Here is a 22,869-nt window from a genome sequence, read left to right as displayed (position 1 = left end):
TCAGCGATCCTTCGGGTCAAGGCTGTCGCGCAGGCCGTCGCCAAGGAAGTTCAGCGCAAACAGGATTGTGGTCAGCGTGATGGCAGGCCAGATCAATAGCCAGCTGGCGCCGCGCATGTTCTGGGCACCTTCGGAAATCAGCAACCCCAGAGAGGTGAGGGGGTCCTGAACGCCGAGACCGAGGAAGGAAAGGAGACTTTCGAGCAGGATAGCCTTGGGCACCAGCAGCGTCACGAAAACGATGACGGGGCCCAGCGCATTCGGGATGATGTGGCGGGTAATGACGCCGCTGCGTGTCGCGCCGAGCGCTTCCGCCGCCTGCACGAATTCCTGCCGTTTGAGGCTCAATGTCTGCCCGCGCACGATGCGCGCCATATCCAGCCATTCCGTCGCGCCGATGGCGATGAAGATGATGAAAATGGATCGCCCGAAGAAGACGAGCATCAATATGACGAAGAAGATGAAGGGCAGCGAATAGATGATATCGACAAACCGCATCATCACATTGTCGATGCGCCCGCCCAGATAGCCGGAGATGGCACCAAAGGACACGCCGAGGATCAGCGACATGGCGGAAGCCAGCAGGCCGATGGCGAGCGACATGCGAACGCCGACGAAGATGCGGGTCATCAGATCGCGGCCCAGATTATCGGTGCCGAGCAGGAAATAGTTGCGCGTCACGTCGAGGGTGAGCTTGCCCGACAACCCATCGGACGCGATATCGATCTTGGGATTGCTGAACAGGTCGGAACGCTGGAAATAACGCAGCACGCGGTCATCTGTCGGGCGCTGTGAGGTGAAATTGACAACGACATTGTTGCCGGTCAATTCCGGTTCGCCAGCGGCTTTCAGCCGTGCACGGGCCAGTTCGCGTTCAAGGCCCGGCATGATCGTATCCGCGCGCGGATAGGCTTCGAGGCTCGGAGCCACGCGCACGAACTGCGGATAGATCTTGTCATAGGGATGCGGGCTCAGCATGGGGCCGAACACGCCCAGAAAAGCCATCACGAGAAGGGCGATGGCGCTCGCCGCGGCGGCCCTGTTCTTGCGCAGGCGCAGCCATGCATCCTGCCAGAGGGAGCGGCTTGGAACTTCCAGCCGGGCTGTTTCGGTCGGAACGGAAAGATCAGTCATAGCGAACCCTCGGATCAAGCCATGCATAGAGAAGATCGACGATCAGGTTGAAAACCACGATGAAGATCGAAATGACGACAACGGTTCCCATGACGAGGGTGTAATCGCGGCTGAGCGCGCCCTGCACGAAGTAACGACCGATGCCGGGGATGCCGAAGATCGTCTCGACCACGACCGAACCGGTGAGAAGGCCGGCGGCGGTGGGGCCGAGATAGGAAACGGCGGGAAGCATGGCGGCGCGCAAGGCGTGCACGCCGACAACCACGCGGGAAGGCAGGCCATAGGCGCGCGCCGTCCGAACGTGGTTGGCGCGCAGCGCCTCGATCGTTGCGCCACGCACGAGACGCGCAATGACGCCCACCTGCGGCAGTGCCAGGGTAAGGACCGGCAATATCCAGTAGGTTATATTGGCCGAGGACCAGCCGCCCGCCGGAACCCAGCCGAGGATGACACCGAACAGAAGGCTGAGAAGAGGGGCCACGACGAAGTTCGGCGTGGTGATGCCGAATGTGGCGAGCGCCACGACGAAATAGTCGATGGTCGAGTTCTGCTTCAGGGCTGCAAGCGTGCCGAGAAACGTTCCGATGATTGCCGCAAGCGTCAGGCCAAGCGTGCCGAGAACGATCGATACCGGCAGGCCGGAAGCGAAAAGATCATTCACGGAGAAGTCGCGGCGCGTGAAGCTCGGTCCAAGATCGCCATGCAAAAGATTGCCCAGATAAATCAGATACTGCTGCCACAGCGGCGCATCCATATTATAGGCCTTCTTGAGGTTTTCCAGGATCAGGGGGTCGATGGGCCTTTCAAGGTCGAAAGGTCCGCCGGGTGCCAGCCGGATCGCAAAGAATGTCAGCGTGATGATGATGAATATCGTGGGTATCGCACTACCCAATCGTCGGAGCGTATAGCCCAGCATGTTCTTTTCCCTTCTTTGCCGAACCGCCGTGCAGCGGTCCGGCAAATCCCAAACTCTTTGTTTTATGCATTTTCCTTATGCAAAACCGCTTCGCGCCTTTGACTGGAAAATGCTTCTTGGGCCTTGTTTTTGTTGTGTTTTCAGTTCTTCAAGGATAGCCAGCGGGTGCCGTGCGAATTCATAAGGTTGTTTTCATAACCCTGAACACGGTCGGCAACGAGCGCGGTGGACGAATAATACATCAGCGGAACGACCGACCCCTCGCTGAGGAGGATTTTCTCTGCGTCTGCGAGAATGTTTGCCCGGTCAGCGAGATTGGTCGTCGTGGCGGATTTCGCCATCAGCGCGTCGTAATCCTTGTTCGACCATTCGGCGTAATTGAAATAATTGCCGGTGGTATAAAGCTCCAGGAACGAATTCGGATCATTGTAATCGCCGATCCAACCGTCGCGGGTAATGTCGAACATCCCCTTTTCCTGAAGGTAGTTGTAGAAGGTCGTACCCTCGACCTCGTTGAGCGTGGCCTTGATACCGATATTGCCCAGCATATTGGCGATGGCCGCCATGGTATTCTTGTGGTTTTCCGAAGTGTTGTAGCGCAAGGTCACCGAAAGGCTTCCGGGCTCGACACCGGCTTCCTTCAGCAGCGTTTTGGCCTTGTCCTCACGGTCCAGAACGTCCGCATCGGCGAAATCCAGCTTCGGAGCGTCCTTCACGTAATTCACGATGCCGGGCGGCACCATGGAACTGGCTGGGAGCATGACGCCGCGCCAGACTTCATCGGCGAGGAAATCACGATCGATAGCCATGGAAATGGCCCGGCGCACACGCGGATCGCGCAGCTTACTCGACGGCTCGCCCTTGATGTCGATATAATAGATCCCGAGATAGGGGGCGAGGCGGAACTGGCCGCTCAGGTTCTTCTTCACATAGTCCATCTGCTCGGCCGGAACATCGGAACAGATATCGACTTCCTTCGCTTCAAAACGGCGCATGCAGCTTGCACGGTCTTCAAACGGTATCCAGTTCGCTGCATCGATCTTCACATTGGAAGCATCCCAGTAGTTGGGGTTCTTCTTCATGGAAATCTTATCATTGGGATTGAAGCTGACAAGCGTATAGGCGCCATTGGTTACGAGATTGCCGGGCAGGGTGAACTTGTCCCCGAACTTCTCGACCGCTTTCCGGTTGAGCGGAAAACCGGTCTGGTGGGTGAGCAGTTCCAGAAAATAAGGGGCAGGGTTCTTGAGCGTGATCTGCAATGTTTTGTCGTCAAGCGCCTTCACGCCCAACTGGTCCAGCGGCATCTTGCCGGTAGCGACTTCCTCGGCATTCTTGATGGCATATAGGACGCTGGCATATCCCGCGGCGGTTTTCGGGTCCATGATGCGGTGGAAAGTGAACTCGAAATCGCCAGCGGTGACGGGGTCGCCATTCGACCACTTGGCGTTCTCACGCATGTGGAACGTGTAGATGAGGCCGTCTTCGGAGATGTCCCATGAGGATGCGGCGCCGGGAATGGCCTCGCCCTTCTCATTTTGCACAAGCAGACCTTCATAAAGGTCGCGCAGGACACGGTTTTCCGAAACTGTGGTCGTGTGTTGCTGGTCCAGCGTGGCGGGATCGGTATCGTTGCCCCGGTTGAGCACTGTTTCTGCCGATGCGGCACCTGCCAGCGCCATCAGGCAAACGCCTGTCATCAAAATTCCGCGAACCATGAAAAACTCCCATATACTTTTTTACAAAATGTTTGCCCCGCAAAAGGGCCCTCCGGATCTGCCGGAAGAAAAATGGGCCGCGCCGATAAGCGCAGCCCAAGCTGAAAATTTATTGTTTTAAGGAAAGCCAGCGCGTCTTGTGGACATCCATCAGGTTGTCGGTCCAACCCTCGACCTTGTCCGAAACAAGGGCGCGCGATGAATAATAGAGGATCGGAATATTGCTCAGTTCATCGAGCTTCAGCTGTTCGGCTTCGGCAAGCGTCTTGGCGCGTTCCTTGAGATCAAGGGTTTTTGCCGCCTTTTCCATCAACGCATCATAATCGGCGTTCTTCACCTTTGAATAGTTGAAGCTCACGTCGCTCTGGCTGATGTAGAGGAAGTTCTGCGGATCGTTGTAGTCGCCGATCCAGGCAGCACGGGCAATATCGAACGGACCATCGTCACGCATGTAGTTGAAATAGGTCGCGCCTTCGGTTTCGTTGAGCGAAGCCTTGATGCCGATATTGCCAAGCTGGTCGGCGATGGCAGCCATGGTGTTCTTGTTGTTTTCCGAGGTGTTATAACGCAGTTCGACCGAGAGCGTATTCGGTTCGACGCCTGCTTCCTTCAACAGTTCCTTGGCCTTGTCTTCACGCTCCAGCATATCGTCGGAATATTTCAGCCTTGGCGCATCCTCAACATAATTGGCGATATGGGGAGGAACCATCGAATAGCCCGGCAGCATCGTGCCCTGCCAGACCTGATCGGCGATGAAATCACGGTCAATGGCCAGCGAAATGGCCTGACGGACGCGCGGGTCCTTCAGCTTGCTGTCGGCGGTCTTGCCCTTCACCGGCAGATAGTAGACGCCGAGATAAGGCGCCAGGCGGAATTCCTTGGAAAGGTTCTTCTTCACATAGTCCATCTGCTCGGCCGGAACGTCGGAGCAGATCTGCACTTCCTTCGCCTCGAAACGGCGCATGCAGCTTGCGCGGTCCTCGAACGGTATCCAGTTGATCGTATCGATCTTCACCTGATCCGCTTCGTAGTAATGCGGGTTCTTCTTCATCACGATCTTGTCGTTCGGGGTGAAGCTTTCCAGCATATAGGCGCCGTTCGTCACCATCTTGCCGGGCGTGGTGAACTTGTCGCCATTGGCCTCGACGCTCTTCTGGTGCAGCGGGAAGCCGGTCTGGTGGGTCAGAAGCTCAAGGAAATACGGAGCAGGGGAGTTCAAGGTCACCTTGAGCGTATGATCGTCGACGGCTTCGACGCCGAGCTGGTCGGTCGGCTTCTTGCCGCCGGCAATGTCTTCGGCATTCTTGATGACGAACAGCATGCTGGCATAACCGGCGGCTGTCTTCGGGTCCATCAGGCGGCGGAAGGTGAACTGGAAATCGCCGGCGGTAACCGGGTCGCCGTTCGACCATTTCGCATTGTCGCGCAGATGGAAGGTGTAGACCGTGCCGTCTTCGGAAATATCCCAGGATTTCGCCACACCGGGAATTGCCTCGCCCTTGGCGTCCTGAATGGTCAGGCCGTCATAAAGGTCGCGCAGAACATTGCCTTCGGACACAGTCGAGGTGCGGTGATGGTCCAGCGTCGCCGGGTCGGTGTCGTTGCCGCGATTGAGAACGGCTTCGGCTGAAGCAGCACCGGCCAGCGCCAGAAGACATACACCTGTCAGTAGAAATTTACGATACATGTGAGAACCCCTCCTTTGAAATTTTTGAAATGCCCCGCATCTTATTTATAAGATCGCCACTTGCAAGAGAACTTATCAACACTTTGACTTAATTAATATATTCACAATTTTTTGAGTAATTCGCGCGCTTAACTTCTGGTACGGGGTCACGGGTTTTCATCGGATTTACAAAGCCGGAACGCCATCTGGATGTGCCCAGAAAACGCCGCATTTCCCGCGATTTCCGACATTTGAATGTCAGTTGGAATGCACTTGAAAACAGCTCGATTCGCTGGAAATTTACATGCACAGTTTCAGCGGCGATCCTGTTATAATCTGCATCCTGCCGTTTATCGCCGTCGCGCATCCGGGACGATATCCACCACTATCGCGATGGGTCCATCGCTTCACATCGGATAGTTCCATAATACATATTATCTGATTTACACTGAGGCCCTCAGGCCTGCTCCCGCAAAGAAAGAAGCGCCTTTTCAGGCGCTTCCTCTCTCATCAGAATGTCCGCTGCAGCATGATCAAGCCTTGCCAGGCGTCTGTCCCGTTGAGGACCGACTTCTTGTCGCGCCACCGCACATAAGAAATCTCCGGCGTGACCGTGAAGCCCGGAACCATTTCGTAAGCGACATTTGCGGTCGTGTAGAACGTATTCACGCCGTCATAGGAAAGCTCGGCATTGAATACGGTCTTGTTGGACATCTTGTAGGCGCCGCCGCCCCAGACGGCCCAATCGCCACCCCATTGGCCGTAGAAACTGTTGATCGCGCGAACCTGCCCCGCGACCTGTCCGTCCTCGCCCTTGACGTCCATATAGCTGTCCTTGTTGGACTTGTAGGCTCCCATGGCCCAAAGGGACAGCTTGTCGGTAATGTTGAGATTGCCGCGCAGCTTGCCCGCCCATTCTTCGTTGCGGGCATCATAGGCGGCGACTGCGATGATGGCGCCCCAGTCCTTGGAGTATTTCACGCCGCCAACGACATGCGGGGCGTAGTCGCTTATGGTGCCGTCATAGCCGTAATCATGATCGGTGTCCTTATTGTTGCCCTGTTCGAGCGCCAGGACAGCCGACCAGCCATCTTTGCCGGTATAGGTATAACTGATCGCGGCTGTGCGTGCGCCGCCAGCCGGGATAACATCGTCGTTGAAGACGTCGCCAAGATAGCCGACGAAAGATGTGAAGACCGAATAATCAAGACCGACACGCAGCCCGCCCAAATCCACATATGCAACGCGCAACGACCCGGTGGAGCTGGAATCCGCGCCATTGCTCCATTCGAAACGGGTTTCCGCATAGGTTTTGAGCGTACCCAACTCCGTCTCGGATGCTGTGCTGGCGCGAAGCGTGAAGCGTGTGGAAATATCCCAGGTGTCGCGCTTGGTGGAGCGTTGCAGATATGGCGCACCGTCCTTGTCGGTAAAGCCGCGGCCATAGACATCATCGCCGCCCTGCATGAGATAGCGGACATAGCCATGCACCCGCAGGCAGGTTTCGGTGCCGGGTATGTAGAAATACCCAGCGCCATAGGTATCGCAGACCCTGACATATTGTGCTGCGTCCGGCTCGGGTGCGACTATGTTGTCCGCACCATATGCCACGGAAAGGCTGCTCAGAGTCGCAATGGAACTCATCGATAATAAAGTAAATCTCATTTCCCCTCACAAATATTTAAAAAGTTATTGTCAAAGATTTGCTTCGTCTTACGATCCGTGAGAATGATAGATGAAAGGAATATTTTTCTCTAATCGCAAGTTGTATTACATTAATTGTATCGCACAATTAGTTGCACGTTATTGGAGAGGAAGTGGCAATAAAGCGGGGGTAATTACTTAAAATAGTAAGCCTGACACTGAACGGATACAGTTACTTATTCTCGCGGCCCTTGGGGCCGCTTTGTCATTGGGAGGGTTTCATGTATCTACGTTTCGTTCTTGCAAGCGCTTGCTGGCTTTCCTTGGCTGGTGCCGCATCGGCTGAAATCGTGCTTAACCGCGACAGCGGCAGCGATCCGTCATCGCTGGATCAGCATCGGACAACAACGGCGCAGGAAGGCGCCCTGCTGCGTGATCTTTACGAAGGGCTCGTCACGGAAGACGGCAAGGGAGAGCTGATACCCGGCGTTGCGCAGTCCTGGGATATTTCGTCCGATGGACTGACCTATACGTTCCGCCTGCGGGAAAACGCGAAATGGTCGAGTGGCGACCCGGTCACGGCTGGAGATTTCGAATATTCGTTACGCCGCATCATGGACCCGAAAACCGGTGCTGGTTACGCCAGCATCCTCTATCCGATCAAAAATGCGCGGGAAATCAATACGGGCAAACTGCCGGTCGATCAGCTGGGCGTCCAGGCGCTGGACGATCATACGCTGAAAATCACACTGGCCTCCCCCACCCCTTATTTCCTTCCCATACTGGCCCATCAAACGGCCTTGCCGCTCAACCGGAAAGCGGTCGAGAAATACGGCGACAAGTTCACCATGGCCGGAAACATGGTGTCGAACGGTGCCTACACATTGGTGAGCTTCACGCCGAACGCCCAGATCGTCATGAAAAAGAACCCGTATTTCTGGGATGCCGGAAGCGTCAGGATCGATGTGGTGAACTGGGTTCCGTTTGAGGAGCCTGCCTCGTGCATGCGCCGCTTTGAAGCCGGCGAGTTACAGATTTGTGGCACGGTTGCTGCCGAGCAGATGGACTATATCAAGGCAAATCTGGGAAAGAATCTGCGCGTCGCCCCCTATTTCGGCATCTATTTTGTCAGCGTCAAAGGCGAACCGGATGGCAAGTTGCGCGATCCACGGGTGCGTCAGGCCATCTCGATGGCAATCGATCGCAATTTTCTGGCCAGTGAAATCAGGCGCGGAATGATGGTGCCCGGCTATTCGATGGTGCCTCCCGGCACCCAAAACTATGTCGCGGATGTGCCACGTCTGGAATATAAGGACCAGGATATTCTTGATCGCGAAGACAGGGCGAGACAATTGCTGGCGGAGGCAGGCGTCACGCCGGGCAGCCTTTCGGTCAAGCTGCGTTATGCCACCTCGATCAATAACAAGAACTCAATGATCGCCATTGCCGACATGCTCAAGAATATCGGCATAGAGGCGTCGCAGGATGAAGTCGAAAGCACGACCTATTTCAACTATTTGCACGAAAAGGGCATGTATGATTTTGCCTATCAGGCGTGGATTGGTGATTACAACGATCCCTATTCCTTCCTGAGCCTGTTCACCACCGGCAATTCCTTCAATATATCCGACTGGTCGAACAAGGATTACGATGCCCTCATCACCCGGTCGGAAACCATGACCGACGCCAAGGCGCGGGCGGAAACGCTTGCCGAGGCCGAGCGCATCCTGTTGAAAGAAGTGCCGGTCATTCCCCTGCTCTACCCCTTGTCGCAAGCGCTCGTATCGGAACGGGTCGAAGGTTATAGCGACAATCTGACGAACGTGCACGCAACCCGCTGGCTGTCCCTCAAGACCCAATGAGGCATGCTCCATTGCACGCTATCGCGCTTGGGCAGGGATGATCCCTGCCCTTGGCACTTCATTATCGAAGCTCAGAAACGGCTCTTTGCAAAACGTTGCTGCAGCCACTGGGCGGCAGGCCCCCGTCGCCGCCGCTTGTTCCAGATCAGTTCCAAGGCGACCGGATGTGCGCCCTCGTCGAACTGTAACCGGGGAATGACGAGTTCCGGCGCCAGCGGCGAGTCCTTCAGTATATGTTCGGGAATGAACGCCCAGCCGATCCCTCGCGTGAGAATTTGCAGGATGACCCAGTGGCTTTCCACCCACCAAACATCCGCGCCGACCCGCAGGCGCTGGCTTTCAGCCGTATCGCTGTGCTTTCGCGCCATGATCTGGCGAAACGAACGCAGATCTTCCCAACTGACCGCTGTTTGCGCCAGCGGGTGCGTGCGTCCGCAGACCAGCACCAGAGGCACCCAGCCGATTGTATGGAAGCCAAGTTCATCCGGCATCTGTTCGGCGCGCCACATGACCCCGAGGTCCGCCTTTCCGTCCAGCACAAGCCCGCTTATCGCGGTCGAAGGCGGGAATTTCAGTTCCAGCTCGACATGCGGAAATTCCTGCGCGAAAGCGGCAAACAGCGTGGCGATGGCGGGCTCAGGATAAAGCTCGTCTATCGCGACGACGAGACGGGTTTCAACGTGATCGCCGAAATTTCTGGCGACTGAAACCAGGTGCTCCCGCCGGGCAAGCAGCAGGCGCGCTTCCGGCAACAGCCGCGCTCCGGCCTCCGTCAGCATCGGATTGCGGGAAGCCCGGCTGAACAGCTTGACGTCGAGATCGTCTTCCAGCGAGGAAACCAGCGTGCTGATTGCGGACTGCGCCTTGCGCAGGTGCCGTGCGGCAGCCGAGAACGAGCCGTGGTCCGCGGAGGCCACAAAAGCTTCGAGTTGCTCCAGTTCAATGCTCATCTATCTGAAATCCAGATAATATCTAACTTTTCTTATCGCCAGAATAAGATAGAAGCACGCCCGTTAACAACAGGGATTAAAGGAAATGCGCAGTTTTATGGACCGTGTCCGCCATGCAATGATGTTTGAAATCATCGGTCTGGCGATCTTCATACCCGGTTCGGCCTTCATTCTGGACAAGCCTGCGGCAGAGATGGGCGTCATCGGCATTGTTTCGGCTACCACCGCGACCGTGTGGAATTTTCTGTTCAATCTGGGCTTCGACAAGGCGATGCTGCGCTTCACCGGCAGCGTCAGCAAGAGCATGATTGTCCGGGTGCTGCACGCGATCCTCTTCGAGGGCGGGTTGGTCGTGCTCCTGATCCCGTTCATCGCGTGGTATCTGGGAATTTCGCTGGTAGCCGCGCTTGTGATGGATATAGCGATTGTCGTCTTCTATCTGGTCTATGCGTTTGTATTCAATATCGCATATGACAAGCTGTTCCCCTTGCCTGTCGGTCAGGCCGCGCACGCGGTTTGACCGCCCTTCAGGAGTGATGCAGCCGCACGGGGCGTGTTTGGCAGCCGGCTCTCAACAGGGAGCGCGGCGCTTGCGCAAATTCGCCTGACGCTGTTCCCAGGCGATAAGCAGCAGGCTCGCCAGCACGATCAGGAATGCACCGGCAAAGACATTTGTTGCCGGAACTTCCGCCCAGATCAGATAGCCATAGATAAAGGCCCAGATCAGTCCGCTATATTCCACCGGCGCCAGCGCGGAGGCTGGTGCGTGGCGAAACCCTTCGTAAAGAAGGAACTGGCCGAGCGTGGACACCAGCCCGAGACAGATCATCAGCACCCAGCCGGAAAGGTCGGGCTCCTGCCAGGTCCATGGAAAGGAAAGCGCGCAGGCCAGACCGAACAGCAGGCTGGTCGCATACATCTGCGTCATCGTGGTTTCGCTGCGGCTGACAAGCCGGATCAGGATCGTGCTCCATGCCCAGCAGAAGCCTGCAACGATGCACATGGCGGCGGGAATGAGATTGGGCGAATGGGTCGGGTTCGCAGCCACGGTCACGCCGATGAAACCGATGGCGCAGGCGATCCACCGCCCCGGCCCGATCTTCTCTTTCAGCACGAGGATCGACAGGAACATGACCATGATCGGCGCGGAGAAATAGAGCGTGGTCAGTTCTGCAAGCTCGAGATGGCGAGCCGCATTGTAGAACAGCAACCACGCGCCGAGCATCAGGCCCGCGCGGAGCACGATGGTGTTGCGATAAGGGCTTTTGAAAATCGACGGATGGCGGTGATAGCGGATCAGCACGCCCGTGATGAGCACGATCACCAGGCTGCGCATGAACAAGATCTGCGGCACCTGATAGGTCGCGACGAGCCATTTCACCATTGCATCCTGAAGGGCAAAACAAGCGTAGCCGCCGCAAGCAAGGGCAATGCCTGCAAGCGGTCTTGAACTGACTGACCCGGTATTCATGGATTCCCCGATCCGGTCCAGGAATCCCGTAGCGGGATGGACCACGAACGCTGAATTTGCAGGACTGGAGCCCATAAGCAAGAGGCTGATATATGAGGGCTGCAGACGGGAGCGCCAATGTAGCCGGAATGCAACAAATTGGGAGCCTGGAGCGGTTCCGGTTAAAACGGAATCGTCGGAACCGCTCTAAGTATTTGTCTGTCGCATTATCCACCGCATCGAAGCGGGATAAGAAATCAGTCCAGTGAACTGATTTCCCCGCGTAGACGCTTCGCACTTTTGCTGGAAATGCTCTAGAACACCAAGGATCGATGCGCCGCTGTTCCCGCCGTCACCCCGTCGGCAACCGACCACGCAACGCTGTGCGCACCGCGCGTAATGTCGCCTGCTGCAAAAATGCCCGGCACCGTGGTCGTCTTCAGACCGTCCGTCCGTATCGTTCTGCCGAGCGGCAGTTCATCCATTGCGCAGCCGAATATGCCGGCAATCTCGCTGTTCAGGCGATTGCGGGGGCCGATGTAAAGCGCGTCGACGGGCACCAGTCGCCCGTCGTCAAGCTCGACTTGCGAAAGTTCTTTCCCCTGCCCGCAGAGCGCACGGACCGGGCTGCGTTCGATCTTCACGCCGCGCCGTTGCAGTTCTGCGAATGTCTCGGCATCCGGCTCCATTCCCTTGTCGATGAAGAAGGTCGTTGGTCCCCATTCGGAAATCAGCATGGCCTGATGCACCGACATGGGCGACAGATTGAGGACGCCAAGTTGCCGGTCGCTGAATTCATAGCCGTGGCAATAGGGACAATGAATGACCGTATTGCCCCATCGCTCCGCAAGGCCGGGAATATCCGGCAGTTCGTCCGATATGCCGAAGGCAAGGATCAGTCGCCGCCCCTCGACGATCTCGCCACCATCGAGTTCGATCCTGAAATTGTCGATTTCGCCGCTGCCGGAAACGGCCTTTCCTCGCGTGAAAATCACGGTCGGATAGGCTTCGACCTGCGCTTTCGCGGTTTCCAGCATGGAAAGCGGGTTGCTGCCGTCCTGCGCAAGGAAGCCGTGCGAATGTTCGGCAAAACGGTTGCGCGGTTTTCCGGCGTCGATCACGCGGACCGTTCGCCTGCCGCGCGCCAGATAGGTTGCCGCAGACAGGCCGGCGAAGCTGCCGCCGATAATGATCGCATCATGACGCATGACTGCTCTCCAGATCGAACTTTGCGCCGCGTTCCAGCGCGCGTTGATGAAAATCCGCGCTCAGCATGGCGAGCGTGACCTCGCCAAAACGCTCCAGAAGAAGGTTTTCGGCGTCGCTGAATGCCTTGCCGAGCGAAGCGTTGACCGCCTGTTCCACCAGACATTCAGGCTTTTCGGCGCGGTTTCCCATGGCCAGAAGTGTCGGTTCCCCAATGGCCTCGTAAATGTCGCGCAGCGTCACCTTGTTTAGATCGCAGGCGATTTCCCAGCCGCCACCATGTCCCTTTTCCGAGCGAACATAGCCCTGCTCGCGCAGCCCGCCCATCACGCGTCTGACGACGACCGGATTGGTGGTCATGGCCTTGGCAAGAACCTCCGATGTGACCGGCCCTCTATGTTCCGCCATGTGGAGAAGGACGTGCAGGACGCCCGATAGTTTGCTGTCTCTTTTCATGTAACTATAAATGTTACGAGAAGCGGCAAATGTCAACACACCCGGCGAAAAACCCCGGATCAGATAAATGTGATAGCTATGGCGCGGGCTTGATTATGCCGCTGTTTCAGGCCTGCAAGGGCGCCGTTATATCACTGGGCGTATGATCGTTTTCAAGCCGTTGGCCTCACCGGCCATCAGCCGGGCATAGGCGTCCGGCACTTCATCGAGCGGGATTTCCCGGTCGACAAGCTGCAATAGCTGCGCCTCAAGATCGGGCAGAAGCCTAGCGATTTCATGCAGTTCGTCCTGATAGGCGTGGCAGCCGATCAGGCTTGTCTCCCGCTCCACCAGAATGTTGGGATCGAGTTCTATCCTGCCATGGGATATGCCGACCAGTGCCAGCGAACCGCCGCCGGAAAGCACGTCGAGCGCTGCCTTGAGGACATTGATATTGCCGGTGGCGTCGATCGCATGGCGGATCGGCTGGCCATTGATTGCGGCTTCAATCGCAGCCTTGTCGAGAGGCACTGCGGTCGCTCCGGTAGCTCTTGAAACGAGATTGGCGCGCTGGTCGTTGCGGTCGCAGACCAGCACCGGACCGTCATGCAGGCGTGAGAGCAGCAGCGCTGCAAGCCCGCCGATCGGCCCGCAGCCGACAACGAGAACGGCTTCGCCCGACGGCACACACTGCCTGCGGATTGCGTGCAGTGCCACCGACAGCGGCTCGCCCATCGCGGCGACCACCGGATTGATGGCCGGGTCGTAATGAACGAGCAGACGGGCGGGAAGTGCTGTCTCCTCGGCAAAGCCGCCGTCGCAGACTTCACCGATGAAGCCCAGCGTTTCGCAGACATTGTGCCTGCCGCTTTTGCAGGACGGGCATTCGCCGCACCAGTAACGGGAGTCGGCGATCACCGTATCGCCCGGTTTGAAGCCGGTCACGCCATCGCCGGTTGCGGTCACGATGGCTGCAAATTCATGGCCTGCGACCGAAGGGGACCGGCTGATCCACTGGCCGGTCATGAAATTGTGCAGGTCCGAGCCGCATATGCCCGCAGCCGTCACCTTGAGCCGGACCCAGCCCGGCTCGGGATGCGCCGGCGGGTCGATGGTCTCGACCCGCAAATCCTTTGCCGCATAAAGCCGGACAGCCTTCATCGCAGCCCCTCCCGGCCTTAGAGGTAATCCTTGCGGATTTCCGACACGGCGTTCTCGTGCGAGGAGAAGCCTTCATAACGTGCCAGCGTGCGGGCATGTTTTGCAAATTCCGGATAGGCGGATGCCGTCACATAGCCGATGGACGAACGCTTGACGAAATCCGTTACAGAGAGCGGGCCATAGGTGCGCGCCCAGCGGCTGGTCGGCAGCACGGCGTTCGGGCCGAGGCCGAAATTGCCGATGACGACCGGCGTGTGCGGTCCCATCAGGATTTCGGCAGCTTCGGTGATGTGGCCGAGATGCGCGAACGGATCGGTTGAAAGAAGCTCCAGATGTTCCGGCGCATAATCGTTGATGAACCTGTAGCTCTCTTCCACGGATGACGTCAGGACGATGCCGCCATATCTGCCGGTGAGCACGGTTCTGGAGAAGCCGACGCGCTGTTCGGTCATGCGCGCCCAATGGTCCGGCAGTGCGGCCAGCGCTTCCTCCGCGACGCGGCGGCTGTGCGTGACGAGCCATGCCGATGAATCCGGGCCATGTTCCGCCTCGATCAAAAGGTCGAGCGCCGCAAGCCCGCCCTTCACCGTATCATCGGCGAAAATCACAGCCTCGGAAGGTCCGGCAGGCAGGCCGGGATCGATCACACCGCCAAGCAGGCGCTTGGCTGCAACCACCCACGGGCTACCGGGGCCGACGATCTTGAGCGCCGGTTTTACCGTTTCCGTGCCATAGGCGACGGCAGCGACAGCCTGCGCGCCGCCGACCTTGTAGACGGTTTCCACACCGGCAAGGCGTGCTGCGACGAGCGTGGCAGCATCGACGGAACCATCCGGCGTTGGCGGCGTGACGATAGCAAGATCAGGCACGCCAGCGACCACGGCCGGAACCGCGGTCATCATGGTGACGGACGGAAAGGCTCCCTTGCCGCGCGGAATATAGAGCGCAACGGAGCGGATCGGCGTGAAACGATCACCTGCAAAGGCGCCGGGACGCATTTCCTTCAGCCACATGGCTTCCGGCTTTTGCTCCTCATGGAAATGGCGGATATTGTCGATACCGAACTGGATGGCCTCGATCACGTCCTTTTCCACCTTGTCGAAAGCGGCATCGAACTCGGCTTCGGTCGCCTTGATGTTGGCCGGGTCGACCTCGGCCTTGTCGAGATCGCGTGCAAAACGGACGAGTGCGGCATCGCCTTCCGTGCGAACGGCTTCGATGATCGGCTTCACCTTCTCGATAAAACCGGATAGGTCGGTTTCCGAACGCTTGAGCAGTTCGGCGCGCGCTGCATCGTCCAGTTTTGCCAGTTCGTGAAAAGAAACATCGGACATGATCGGCTCCTTGCCGGTTGCGGTGGAGATGCAACCGGTCATTTCGATTTGAGGAAGATGTCGAGCCCGACCAGCCGGTCGAGCAGGAATATGGCGGCGGCGGCACAGGCGATGAAGACGACGGAGATGGCCGCAAGGTCCGGCGTGATGATGGACCGGATTGAATTGTAGATCTGCACCGGCAGGGTGACGATGCGGGCATCGACCAGAAGCAGGCTCACCAGAAATTCGTTCAGCGCCAGAATGAACATCAGAAGCGAGCCGCTGATGACGCCCGGCACAACGACCGGCAGGGTGACGAAGAAGAATGTAGAGATCGGCCCTGCCCCGCAATTGGCGGCGGCAAGTTCCAGATCGGCATCGAGATTGGCGGCACTTGCCGTGACGGCCCAGATCATGAAGGGCAGATTGATGACGCAGGCGGCAATCCCCACCGGCCAGAGCTGGCCCAGTATGCCCGCCTGACCGAAGATCAGCATGAGGCCGATACCGGAGCCAATCAGCGGAATGGTGAATGGCAGCAGCAGGTAAATCTGGATCGTCTTTTCAAACCGCACTGCATATTTGGCGAGCGCTATGCCCGCCAGCGTTCCGACCGGAATGGCGACGATGGTGCAGATGAAGGAGACATAGAGCGAGCGCAGGAATGCATCCCAGAGGTCGCTCGTTCCGGCGATCTTCTGATACCATTTCAGCGAAAACCCTTCCGGCGGAAAGGTGATCATGTTGCCGGATGTGAAGGAAGCGCCGAGCACCACGATGGTCGGTGCGGAAAGCAGCACCAGAACGGCGATCACAAACGTCCATATGACGATGGATTTCGACAGCGGCGAGGTCATTTGCGCGCCCTCCCCATGGCAAGCGTGCCTGCCCCGAACAACGTGAATACGATGCCGACGAGGATGGAGCCGACGCCGACCAGAAGCAGTGCCAGCGTCGCGCCCAGTCCCTGATCGGACGTGCGGAAGAACTGGTCATAGATCGCATTGGCGATGAAATCCTGCGACCCGCCGCCCAGAATGGCTGGTACGGCGAAGTCGGTAAGCGAAAGCGTCATCACCACCAGCCCCGCGCCGATCAGGCCCGGACGCGCCATGGGCAGCACGACATGGGCGAAGGCCCGCAGCCAGTTCGCGCCAAGCGAGCTTGCAGCCGCTTCCATTTCTTCCGGAATGGCGGTGAGCGCGGGTGCGAGCATCAGCACGGCGAATGGCAGCATATATTGAATGAGACCGAACAGAACCGCCGGATAGTTATAGAGAAGGCGCATCGGCGCGATGCCGACAAGGCCAAGCGCCTCGTTGACCATGCCCTGATTGCCGAGAATGATGAGCCAGCCATAGGCGCGCACCACCTGCCCGATGAAGAACGGCAGGAACAGCGCGATCAGCAGGAATTTGCGCAGGGCAGCCGATGGCGTGCGCACCATGAGATAGGCGTAAGGAAAGGCCAGAACGAGCGTGAACACGGTCACGACGAGCGAGCCGAACAGGCTGCGCCATGCCACGGTTGCAAAGAGGCTTTCCGTCAGCGCGCGCTTGTAGTTGGCGAGCGTGTAATAATCCGACATCAGGAATGTCGAAGTGTCGAGCGTGCGCAGGCTGGTATCCGCGATCTGGATCAGGCCCAGCACCAGCAGCCCGACCAGAACAATCGCCGGAAGCAGCATCAGATAGGGCACGGCGCGGTTGAACCGCGCAGGCCACAGAAAGGCTGCGATTGCTTCCAGCGCATCCATGATGCGCCAGACAACCGGATAGGCAGTGCGTGCCGCTCGCATGTCTCAATTCCTGAATATCTGAATGGGGAGCCGCCCCTGAAGGCAGCTCCTGCAATAACGGGCGTATCAGCCCTGCATGATGGCCTTGAACTTCGAGAACCATTCGCTCTCGTTTTCCACCTGCACCTTTGCCGAAATGCGGATGAGGTGTTTGAAATCCTCGTCCTTGGTCGGATAGGCCGGATCGTTCACCAGATCGGCGGGCGGGGTCAGGCCCGGCACGACGCCCGGCAGGCCGAGGCCATCGAGCCAGACCTGCTGCGCATCCTTGGTGAGCGCTAAGTTGATATATTCCTTGGCCCAGTAAAGCTCGTTTTCCGGCAGGCCCTTTGGAATCCACAGACCGTCCGTGTCGAACTTCGCGCCCTCTTCCGGGACGGTCCAGTCGATCTTGACGCCGTTCTTCTGGGCTTCGCGCGCATTGGTGGAAATGGTGCAGGCCAGATCGATTTCGCCCTTCTGGAACCAGGTGGTGAAATCCGGGTCTTCGCCGAGAAGCGGCTGCTGCTGCTTCACCTTGGCGATGAAATCCCATGCGGGCTGCATATTGCCGGGAATGTCTTCCAGCTTGCCGCCACCGGCAACCTGCGCCGGGAAGTGGAAGCCGATGCCATCGTTGTAAAGCGCGATGCGGCCCTTGAACTTCGGATCAAGCAGGGCGTGCCACGACTTCGGCGGGCCATCCGGGAAGGCTTCCGGACGATAGGCCAGCACATAGACATAGCCATAGGTGTTGACGATCGGATAGCCGTCGAGACCAACCGGCTTGGCAAGATCGGTGGTGTTCTTGAGGTTCGACAGGTCCGAAAGGTCTTCCGTCACGCCGCGCAATGCCGATTTGGTCGCATTGGTGGTCGTATCCCAGTTGACGTGGATCGGCGGAACACGCTTCTGCGCGACCGCAGCCCAGAGCTTCGGCTGGATTTCGTTGTCTTCGGTCAGGTCGTGGCGGATGGAAATGCCGGTCTTGGCGGTAAACGGATCGGACACGCCAGCTTTCAGCGCATCCACCCAGCTCCCGCCCCAGGCGCGCACGATCAGTTCCTTCGGCTTTGCCGGTTCTTCGGCAAAGGCGCGCGAAAGGCCGAGCGACGTCGTGCCGGCTGCGGCGGCAAGAGCGCCCGCGCTTTGCAGGAAGCGGCGGCGGTCGAGGGTCAGAAAAGGCTTCTTCAGATTGTTCATTTTGTTTCTCCTGTGGAGTTTCCCCGTAATGTTTCAGTCATGCGGCAAAGACGATGAGATCGCGGGCGTTCCAGCCAAGATGCACGGTTTCACCTTCTGCAAACTGGCTGTGGCCGATGGGATCGTGGTCGAAGACGCGCATCAACACGTTTCCCAGGGCAGGAACTCGCAATTCATAGACGATGCGTTCGCCTTCAAAGATCGCATCGGTTACGATGCCTTCGAGCACGGTATCGAGTGCTCCATGCGCTGTGGCGCTGCCGCCAATGCGGATTTGTTCGGCGCGGATTGCGCAGGAGACATTCGCGCCGTGGGCAACACCTCCACGCCCCTCGCCTGCCGTGCCTGCCAGAGCCGTTCCCGCATCGACCCGCACCAGATTGCCGTCGATTGAAGATGCCTTGCCGGAAATGAAATTGGTGACGCCGATGAAGTTCGCCACAAAGGCATTGGATGGGTTGCGATAGGTTTCGGACGGCTCAGCCATCTGCTGGATTTCGCCGCCATCCATGACGATAATCTCGTCGGATACGACGAGCGCCTCGCGCTGGTCGTGGGTGACGTTGATCGTCGTGACGCCGAGTTCCCGCTGGATACGGCGGAATTCAAGCTGCATTTCCTCGCGCAGCTTGCGGTCGAGAGCCGCCAGAGGTTCGTCGAGCAGAAGCAGGTCCGGCTCGAAAACGAGGGCGCGTGCGATGGCAACGCGCTGCTGCTGGCCGCCGGAAAGTTCATGCACACGCCGCCCGCCGAGGCCGTTGAGGCGAACGAGGTCGAGATAGCGTTCCACCCGCTCGGGGATGGAGCGCGCATCGAAACGGCGCATTTTCAGCGGAAAGGCGACGTTTTCAGCCGCCGTCATATGCGGAAAAAGCGCGAGCTTCTGGAAAACCATGCCGATGGAGCGCTTGTGCGGCGGCACGGCGCTGACGGCTTCACCATTGATGAAGATTTCGCCGATGCTCGGTTTCTGGAAACCGGCAATGAGCCGCAGGAGCGTGGTCTTGCCGGAACCGGACGGCCCCAGAATGGTCAGAAAGCGGCCCTTGGCGAGATCGAAAGATGCCGCACGCACGGCGTGGAAGCCGTTATAGATCATGCTGACATTGTTGACCGATACGGCAGCCGGTCCGTTTGAAACTTTACGGCCAGGTCCGGTGTCGGTTGTATTCATCGCAGTTTCCCATTTCAGTCAAAGCACCGGAAGATGCTTTATGATGTTATTTCAGACGTGTTTCGCGACTTGCTGATATTCCACTTCAGGAAAATCAGATCGAAGCGAGGTAGCCTCCGTCAATCGGTATCACCTGCCCCGTGACATAGGACGATGCGGCGCTTGCCAGAAACACCACTGCGCCCGCGACATCTTCCATCGCGCCGAAACGCCCCTGCGGAATTTTGGCCAGCATCGCCTTCTGCCAGTCGTCATTCTCGTAAAACACATCGGTCATGGCGGTACGGAAATAACCCGGCGCAATCCCGTTGACGCGAATGCCGGAAGGCGCCCATTCAGCCGCAAGCGCGTGGGTCATGCCCATAAGGCCCGATTTGGAGGCGCCGTAAGGCACGGCGGTTGGCACGCCGACATAGGAGGTCAGCGAGCAGAGATTGATGATCGAACCGCCCTTGCCGTTCTCCGTCATCTGGCGGGCAGCGGCCTGCGCGCAGAAGAACGCGCCCTTGAGATTGGTCGAAACGATACGCTCCCAGAGCGCCTCATCCACATCGAGCGAAGGGCGGATTTCTTCATAACCTGCATTGTTGACGAGGATATCGAGGCCGCCGAGCGTTTCCGCTGCCTGTGCGACGGCGGAGGCGCAGCCGGCGACATCACGCACATCGAGCGAAAGACTTGCCGAGGCGCGCCCATGAGCGGCGATACGGGATGCCGTTTCGGAAAGATCGCCGGACTTGCGCGCTGTAATAGCGACATCGGCACCAGCCGAGGCAAGCGCTTCGGCAATGGCCTGTCCCAGTCCCCGGCTCGCACCGGTAACCAGCGCTTTACGCCCGCTGAGGTCGAAAAGCGATAAAACCTGCATCATGTTCCCCTGCGGACCTTTGGCAAAACAATATTGTTGCCGAACTTCTACTCGTTCCGGCACTAATGTTTAGCAATTTTTTGTGGTCTCACCGACATAGGACCATCTTTTTTATATGTTGTCTATACATATATAAGCAAAATTGGATTTTAGACTTGGCCAGTCTCTCCTGAAGGCTTCTGACCGGCGAAAAGCTGCGGTCCGGCAGGGGGCGAACGCACCGGAAAGTGCGGTCATGCGCTCTGATTCGGCCCCGTTTCCACGGCTCCGGCAGTTGTTTCAGTTTGAAAGCAGGTTTCGGGAGGCTGTCGTCTGTTCTTGTGCTAGAAAGTTCCCATGAGAGACCTTTTCGACCAGATCGAACCGCGTGAAGTTCTTGCGCCCGGAGCCGTGCTTCTGCGCGGCTTTGCGCTTTCCCGCGAGGATGCCGTTCTGAAAGCGGTGGCGGATGTTTCCGCTGCCGCGCCCTTCCGGCATATGACAACGCCCGGCGGTTATCGCATGTCGGTTGCGATGACGAATTGCGGGAATTTCGGCTGGGTTACGGACCCGGAGCGGCTACCGTTACAGCACTGACGATCCGGAAACCGGCCTGCCCTGGCCTGCCATGCCGGAAGCGTTTCGCACGCTTGCCCGGACTGCCGCCGGAGAAGCCGGTTATCCCGATTTCGTGCCGGATGCCTGCCTCATCAACCGGTATGAACCGGGTGCGAAACTTTCATTGCATCAGGACAAGGATGAACAGGATTTCAACCAGCCGATTGTTTCGGTGTCGCTCGGCCTGCCCGCGACTTTCCGGTTCGGCGGGTTGAAGCGAACCGACCCGATCGCGAAATATATCCTGCACCATGGCGACGTGGTTGTGTGGGGCGGACCGTCGCGCCTCTTCTATCATGGCATACTTGCCTTGAAGCGCGGCGAGCATGAAAAACTGGGTCCGTTTCGCTTCAATCTGACGTTCAGAAAATCGCGTTAACCGTCGTTAAACGCGATTTTTTGAACAAAAAACGTCATAAAACGCTTCTCAAATGCGGCGAACGCCCGTTCTTTCTGTGGCTATTTTGTGGCAGACGGGGTTTCAGTTGAATGCGCCCCCATCGCTTTTGGTCTCCGGGCGCTCCCTGGCAACCTTGTCGCGGTAGCCGCTCGCCCTGTATGCGGCGATGGGTTCGATGGCCCCGCCGGTGCGGCGGCGCGCTTCCGCAAGGATCGGTTCGACGTCTATCCGGTAGGCCCGTTTCAGCGTATCGGAAGCCATCAGCGCATCGTTTTCCCGCTGGTAGGTTTCCAGTGCCTCGCGGTCCACCAGCAGCGCCTGCGCATAGGCGCGGCGGATTTCACTTGCGGATGAGATGAGGCTTTCCAGCGGATCGGTGACATTATGCGACTGGTCGATCATGTGGGCGGGATGGAAATCCGCCACGCCGCGATAGCCGGCATCCACCAACTCATTGAAAACAAGGAACAATCGATAGGGATCGATGGAGCCGGCGTCGAGGTCGTCGTCACCATATTTGCTGTCGTTGAAATGGAATCCGCCGAGCTTTCCGAACTGGATCAGCCGCGCCACGATCATTTCGATATTGGTGTTGGGGGCATGATGGCCAAGATCGACGAGACATTGCGCCTTCGGCCCAAGCGTCGAGGCGATGAGATAATTGGTGCCCCAGTCCTGAACCACCGTCGAATAGAAGGCCGGTTCATACATCTTGTGCTCGGAAAACAGCCGCCAGTCGTCTGGCAACGCCTTATAGATTTCGCCCATCGAAGCCAGATAACGCTCGAAGGCGCGCGTGAAATTCTGCTGGCCCGGAAAGTTGGAACCGTCACTGAGCCAGACTGTCAAGGCCTTGGAACCTATGGCTTTTCCGATTTCGATGCACTCGATATTGTGCTCGACGGCCTGTGCCCGCACTGCCGGGTCGACATGGGTCAACGAACCGAATTTATAGGAAAGCTTCTGGTCCGCCGCATCGGCAAACGTATTGGAATTCATGGCGTCGAAGCCGAGACCGAGCGCCTGCGCATGGGCTTTGAGTTTCTTCGGATCAGCCTTGTCCCATGGAATATGCAGGGAAACATTCGGCGTTGCACGGCATAGCTCGTTGATGACCGCGCAATCGTCGAGCTTGTCGAAAATGCCGCGCGGTTCGCCCCTGCCCGGAAAGCGCCCGAACCGTGTGCCGCCCGTGCCGGTGCCCCATGAAGGCACGGCGACGAAATAGGCCGCCACCTTGTCGGTGATCCTGTCGATCTCGATGCCACGGCGCAAAAGCTGTTCGCCAAGTGCCTGATAATCGCTTTTCAAGGCGTCTTCAAAACCGGAATTATGCTCGGCGATGAAATCTGCCGCAATGCGTTGCTCGGACATGGTTCCTCCCAGAATGTC

The 22,869-nt window shown here is 58.0% G+C and carries 19 protein-coding genes and 1 pseudogene; 3 read left to right on the top strand and 17 right to left on the bottom strand.

Going from position 1 to position 22,869, the window contains the following annotated elements:
- The 5 genes from OINT_RS15710 to OINT_RS15690 all read right to left on the bottom strand — a co-directional run bounded on the left by OINT_RS15710 (position 1) and on the right by OINT_RS15690 (position 7,099).
- On the bottom strand, positions 1 to 1,134 hold the full coding sequence (locus tag OINT_RS15710; protein WP_006471342.1) for an ABC transporter permease: 1,134 nt from the start codon (positions 1,132 to 1,134) through the stop codon (positions 1 to 3).
- A complete protein-coding gene (locus OINT_RS15705; RefSeq protein ID WP_021586012.1) occupies positions 1,127 to 2,050 on the bottom strand; it encodes an ABC transporter permease in 924 nt (307 codons plus the stop codon). The genes OINT_RS15710 and OINT_RS15705 overlap by 8 nt, the downstream gene beginning before the upstream one ends.
- A gap of 140 nt (positions 2,051 to 2,190) precedes the next feature.
- A complete protein-coding gene (locus tag OINT_RS15700) occupies positions 2,191 to 3,768 on the bottom strand; it encodes a peptide ABC transporter substrate-binding protein (RefSeq protein WP_006468862.1) in 1,578 nt (525 codons plus the stop codon).
- 109 nt (positions 3,769 to 3,877) lie between these two features.
- On the bottom strand, positions 3,878 to 5,455 hold the full coding sequence (locus tag OINT_RS15695; protein WP_006468861.1) for a peptide ABC transporter substrate-binding protein: 1,578 nt from the start codon (positions 5,453 to 5,455) through the stop codon (positions 3,878 to 3,880).
- Positions 5,456 to 5,944: 489 nt separating this feature from the next.
- Complete coding sequence (locus OINT_RS15690; protein ID WP_006468859.1) at positions 5,945 to 7,099, bottom strand: porin; 1,155 nt, start codon at positions 7,097 to 7,099, stop codon at positions 5,945 to 5,947.
- 260 nt (positions 7,100 to 7,359) lie between these two features.
- Between OINT_RS15690 and OINT_RS15685 the strand changes: the two genes are divergently transcribed.
- The gene (locus OINT_RS15685; RefSeq protein ID WP_006471023.1) at positions 7,360 to 8,940 is read left to right on the top strand and encodes a peptide ABC transporter substrate-binding protein; all 1,581 of its coding nucleotides are present in this window, start codon (positions 7,360 to 7,362) and stop codon (positions 8,938 to 8,940) included.
- A 71-nt stretch (positions 8,941 to 9,011) separates the two neighbouring features.
- Here the strand turns inward: OINT_RS15685 and OINT_RS15680 are convergent, their stop codons facing one another.
- Positions 9,012 to 9,890, bottom strand: a complete 879-nt coding sequence (locus OINT_RS15680) for a LysR family transcriptional regulator (protein ID WP_006468857.1) — start codon at positions 9,888 to 9,890, stop codon at positions 9,012 to 9,014.
- An 85-nt stretch (positions 9,891 to 9,975) separates the two neighbouring features.
- On the opposite strand from OINT_RS15680, the gene OINT_RS15675 reads away from it, so the two are divergent.
- Positions 9,976 to 10,410 (top strand): PACE efflux transporter, encoded by a 435-nt coding sequence (locus OINT_RS15675; RefSeq protein WP_006468856.1) that lies wholly within the window; start codon positions 9,976 to 9,978, stop codon positions 10,408 to 10,410.
- Between the two features lie 51 nt (positions 10,411 to 10,461).
- On the opposite strand, the gene OINT_RS15670 is transcribed toward OINT_RS15675, so the two are convergent.
- From OINT_RS15670 to OINT_RS15625, 10 genes are all read right to left on the bottom strand, one after another.
- Entirely contained in the window at positions 10,462 to 11,361 is a 900-nt protein-coding gene (locus OINT_RS15670) for a DMT family transporter (protein WP_006471021.1), read from the bottom strand.
- A 293-nt stretch (positions 11,362 to 11,654) separates the two neighbouring features.
- A complete protein-coding gene (locus tag OINT_RS15665) occupies positions 11,655 to 12,548 on the bottom strand; it encodes an NAD(P)/FAD-dependent oxidoreductase (protein WP_006468854.1) in 894 nt (297 codons plus the stop codon).
- The gene (locus OINT_RS15660) at positions 12,538 to 13,002 is read right to left on the bottom strand and encodes an Rrf2 family transcriptional regulator (protein WP_031352879.1); all 465 of its coding nucleotides are present in this window, start codon (positions 13,000 to 13,002) and stop codon (positions 12,538 to 12,540) included. Before OINT_RS15660 ends, OINT_RS15665 begins: the two co-directional genes overlap by 11 nt.
- Positions 13,003 to 13,128: 126 nt before the next feature.
- Positions 13,129 to 14,142, bottom strand: coding sequence for a zinc-dependent alcohol dehydrogenase (locus OINT_RS15655; RefSeq protein ID WP_006468852.1), 1,014 nt, complete (start codon positions 14,140 to 14,142; stop codon positions 13,129 to 13,131).
- Positions 14,143 to 14,159: 17 nt separating this feature from the next.
- Complete coding sequence (hisD, locus tag OINT_RS15650; protein ID WP_006471019.1) at positions 14,160 to 15,476, bottom strand: histidinol dehydrogenase; 1,317 nt, start codon at positions 15,474 to 15,476, stop codon at positions 14,160 to 14,162.
- Between the two features lie 38 nt (positions 15,477 to 15,514).
- The gene (locus OINT_RS15645; protein WP_006468850.1) at positions 15,515 to 16,315 is read right to left on the bottom strand and encodes an ABC transporter permease; all 801 of its coding nucleotides are present in this window, start codon (positions 16,313 to 16,315) and stop codon (positions 15,515 to 15,517) included.
- Positions 16,312 to 17,256 carry an ABC transporter permease gene (locus OINT_RS15640; RefSeq protein WP_006468849.1) on the bottom strand — a complete coding sequence of 315 codons (945 nt, stop codon included), beginning with the start codon at positions 17,254 to 17,256 and terminating at the stop codon, positions 16,312 to 16,314. The genes OINT_RS15645 and OINT_RS15640 overlap by 4 nt, the downstream gene beginning before the upstream one ends.
- Positions 17,257 to 17,322: 66 nt before the next feature.
- Entirely contained in the window at positions 17,323 to 18,438 is a 1,116-nt protein-coding gene (locus OINT_RS15635) for an ABC transporter substrate-binding protein (protein ID WP_006468848.1), read from the bottom strand.
- 37 nt (positions 18,439 to 18,475) lie between these two features.
- Positions 18,476 to 19,612 (bottom strand): ABC transporter ATP-binding protein, encoded by a 1,137-nt coding sequence (locus OINT_RS15630; protein ID WP_006468847.1) that lies wholly within the window; start codon positions 19,610 to 19,612, stop codon positions 18,476 to 18,478.
- Between the two features lie 94 nt (positions 19,613 to 19,706).
- Positions 19,707 to 20,480, bottom strand: coding sequence for an SDR family NAD(P)-dependent oxidoreductase (locus OINT_RS15625; protein WP_006471018.1), 774 nt, complete (start codon positions 20,478 to 20,480; stop codon positions 19,707 to 19,709).
- Positions 20,481 to 20,816: 336 nt separating this feature from the next.
- On the opposite strand from OINT_RS15625, the pseudogene alkB reads away from it, so the two are divergent.
- Positions 20,817 to 21,456 (top strand): annotated as a pseudogene (gene alkB, locus OINT_RS15620) (DNA oxidative demethylase AlkB).
- Positions 21,457 to 21,558: 102 nt separating this feature from the next.
- On the opposite strand, the gene rhaI reads toward alkB, so the two are convergent.
- Positions 21,559 to 22,851, bottom strand: coding sequence for an L-rhamnose catabolism isomerase (gene rhaI, locus OINT_RS15615; RefSeq protein WP_006468845.1), 1,293 nt, complete (start codon positions 22,849 to 22,851; stop codon positions 21,559 to 21,561).
- Between the last annotated feature and the right edge of the window lie 18 nt (positions 22,852 to 22,869).

Source organism: Brucella intermedia LMG 3301, from assembly GCF_000182645.1.
GTDB lineage: Bacteria > Pseudomonadota > Alphaproteobacteria > Rhizobiales > Rhizobiaceae > Brucella > Brucella intermedia.
This window is presented reverse-complemented; position numbering and strand designations above follow the sequence as displayed.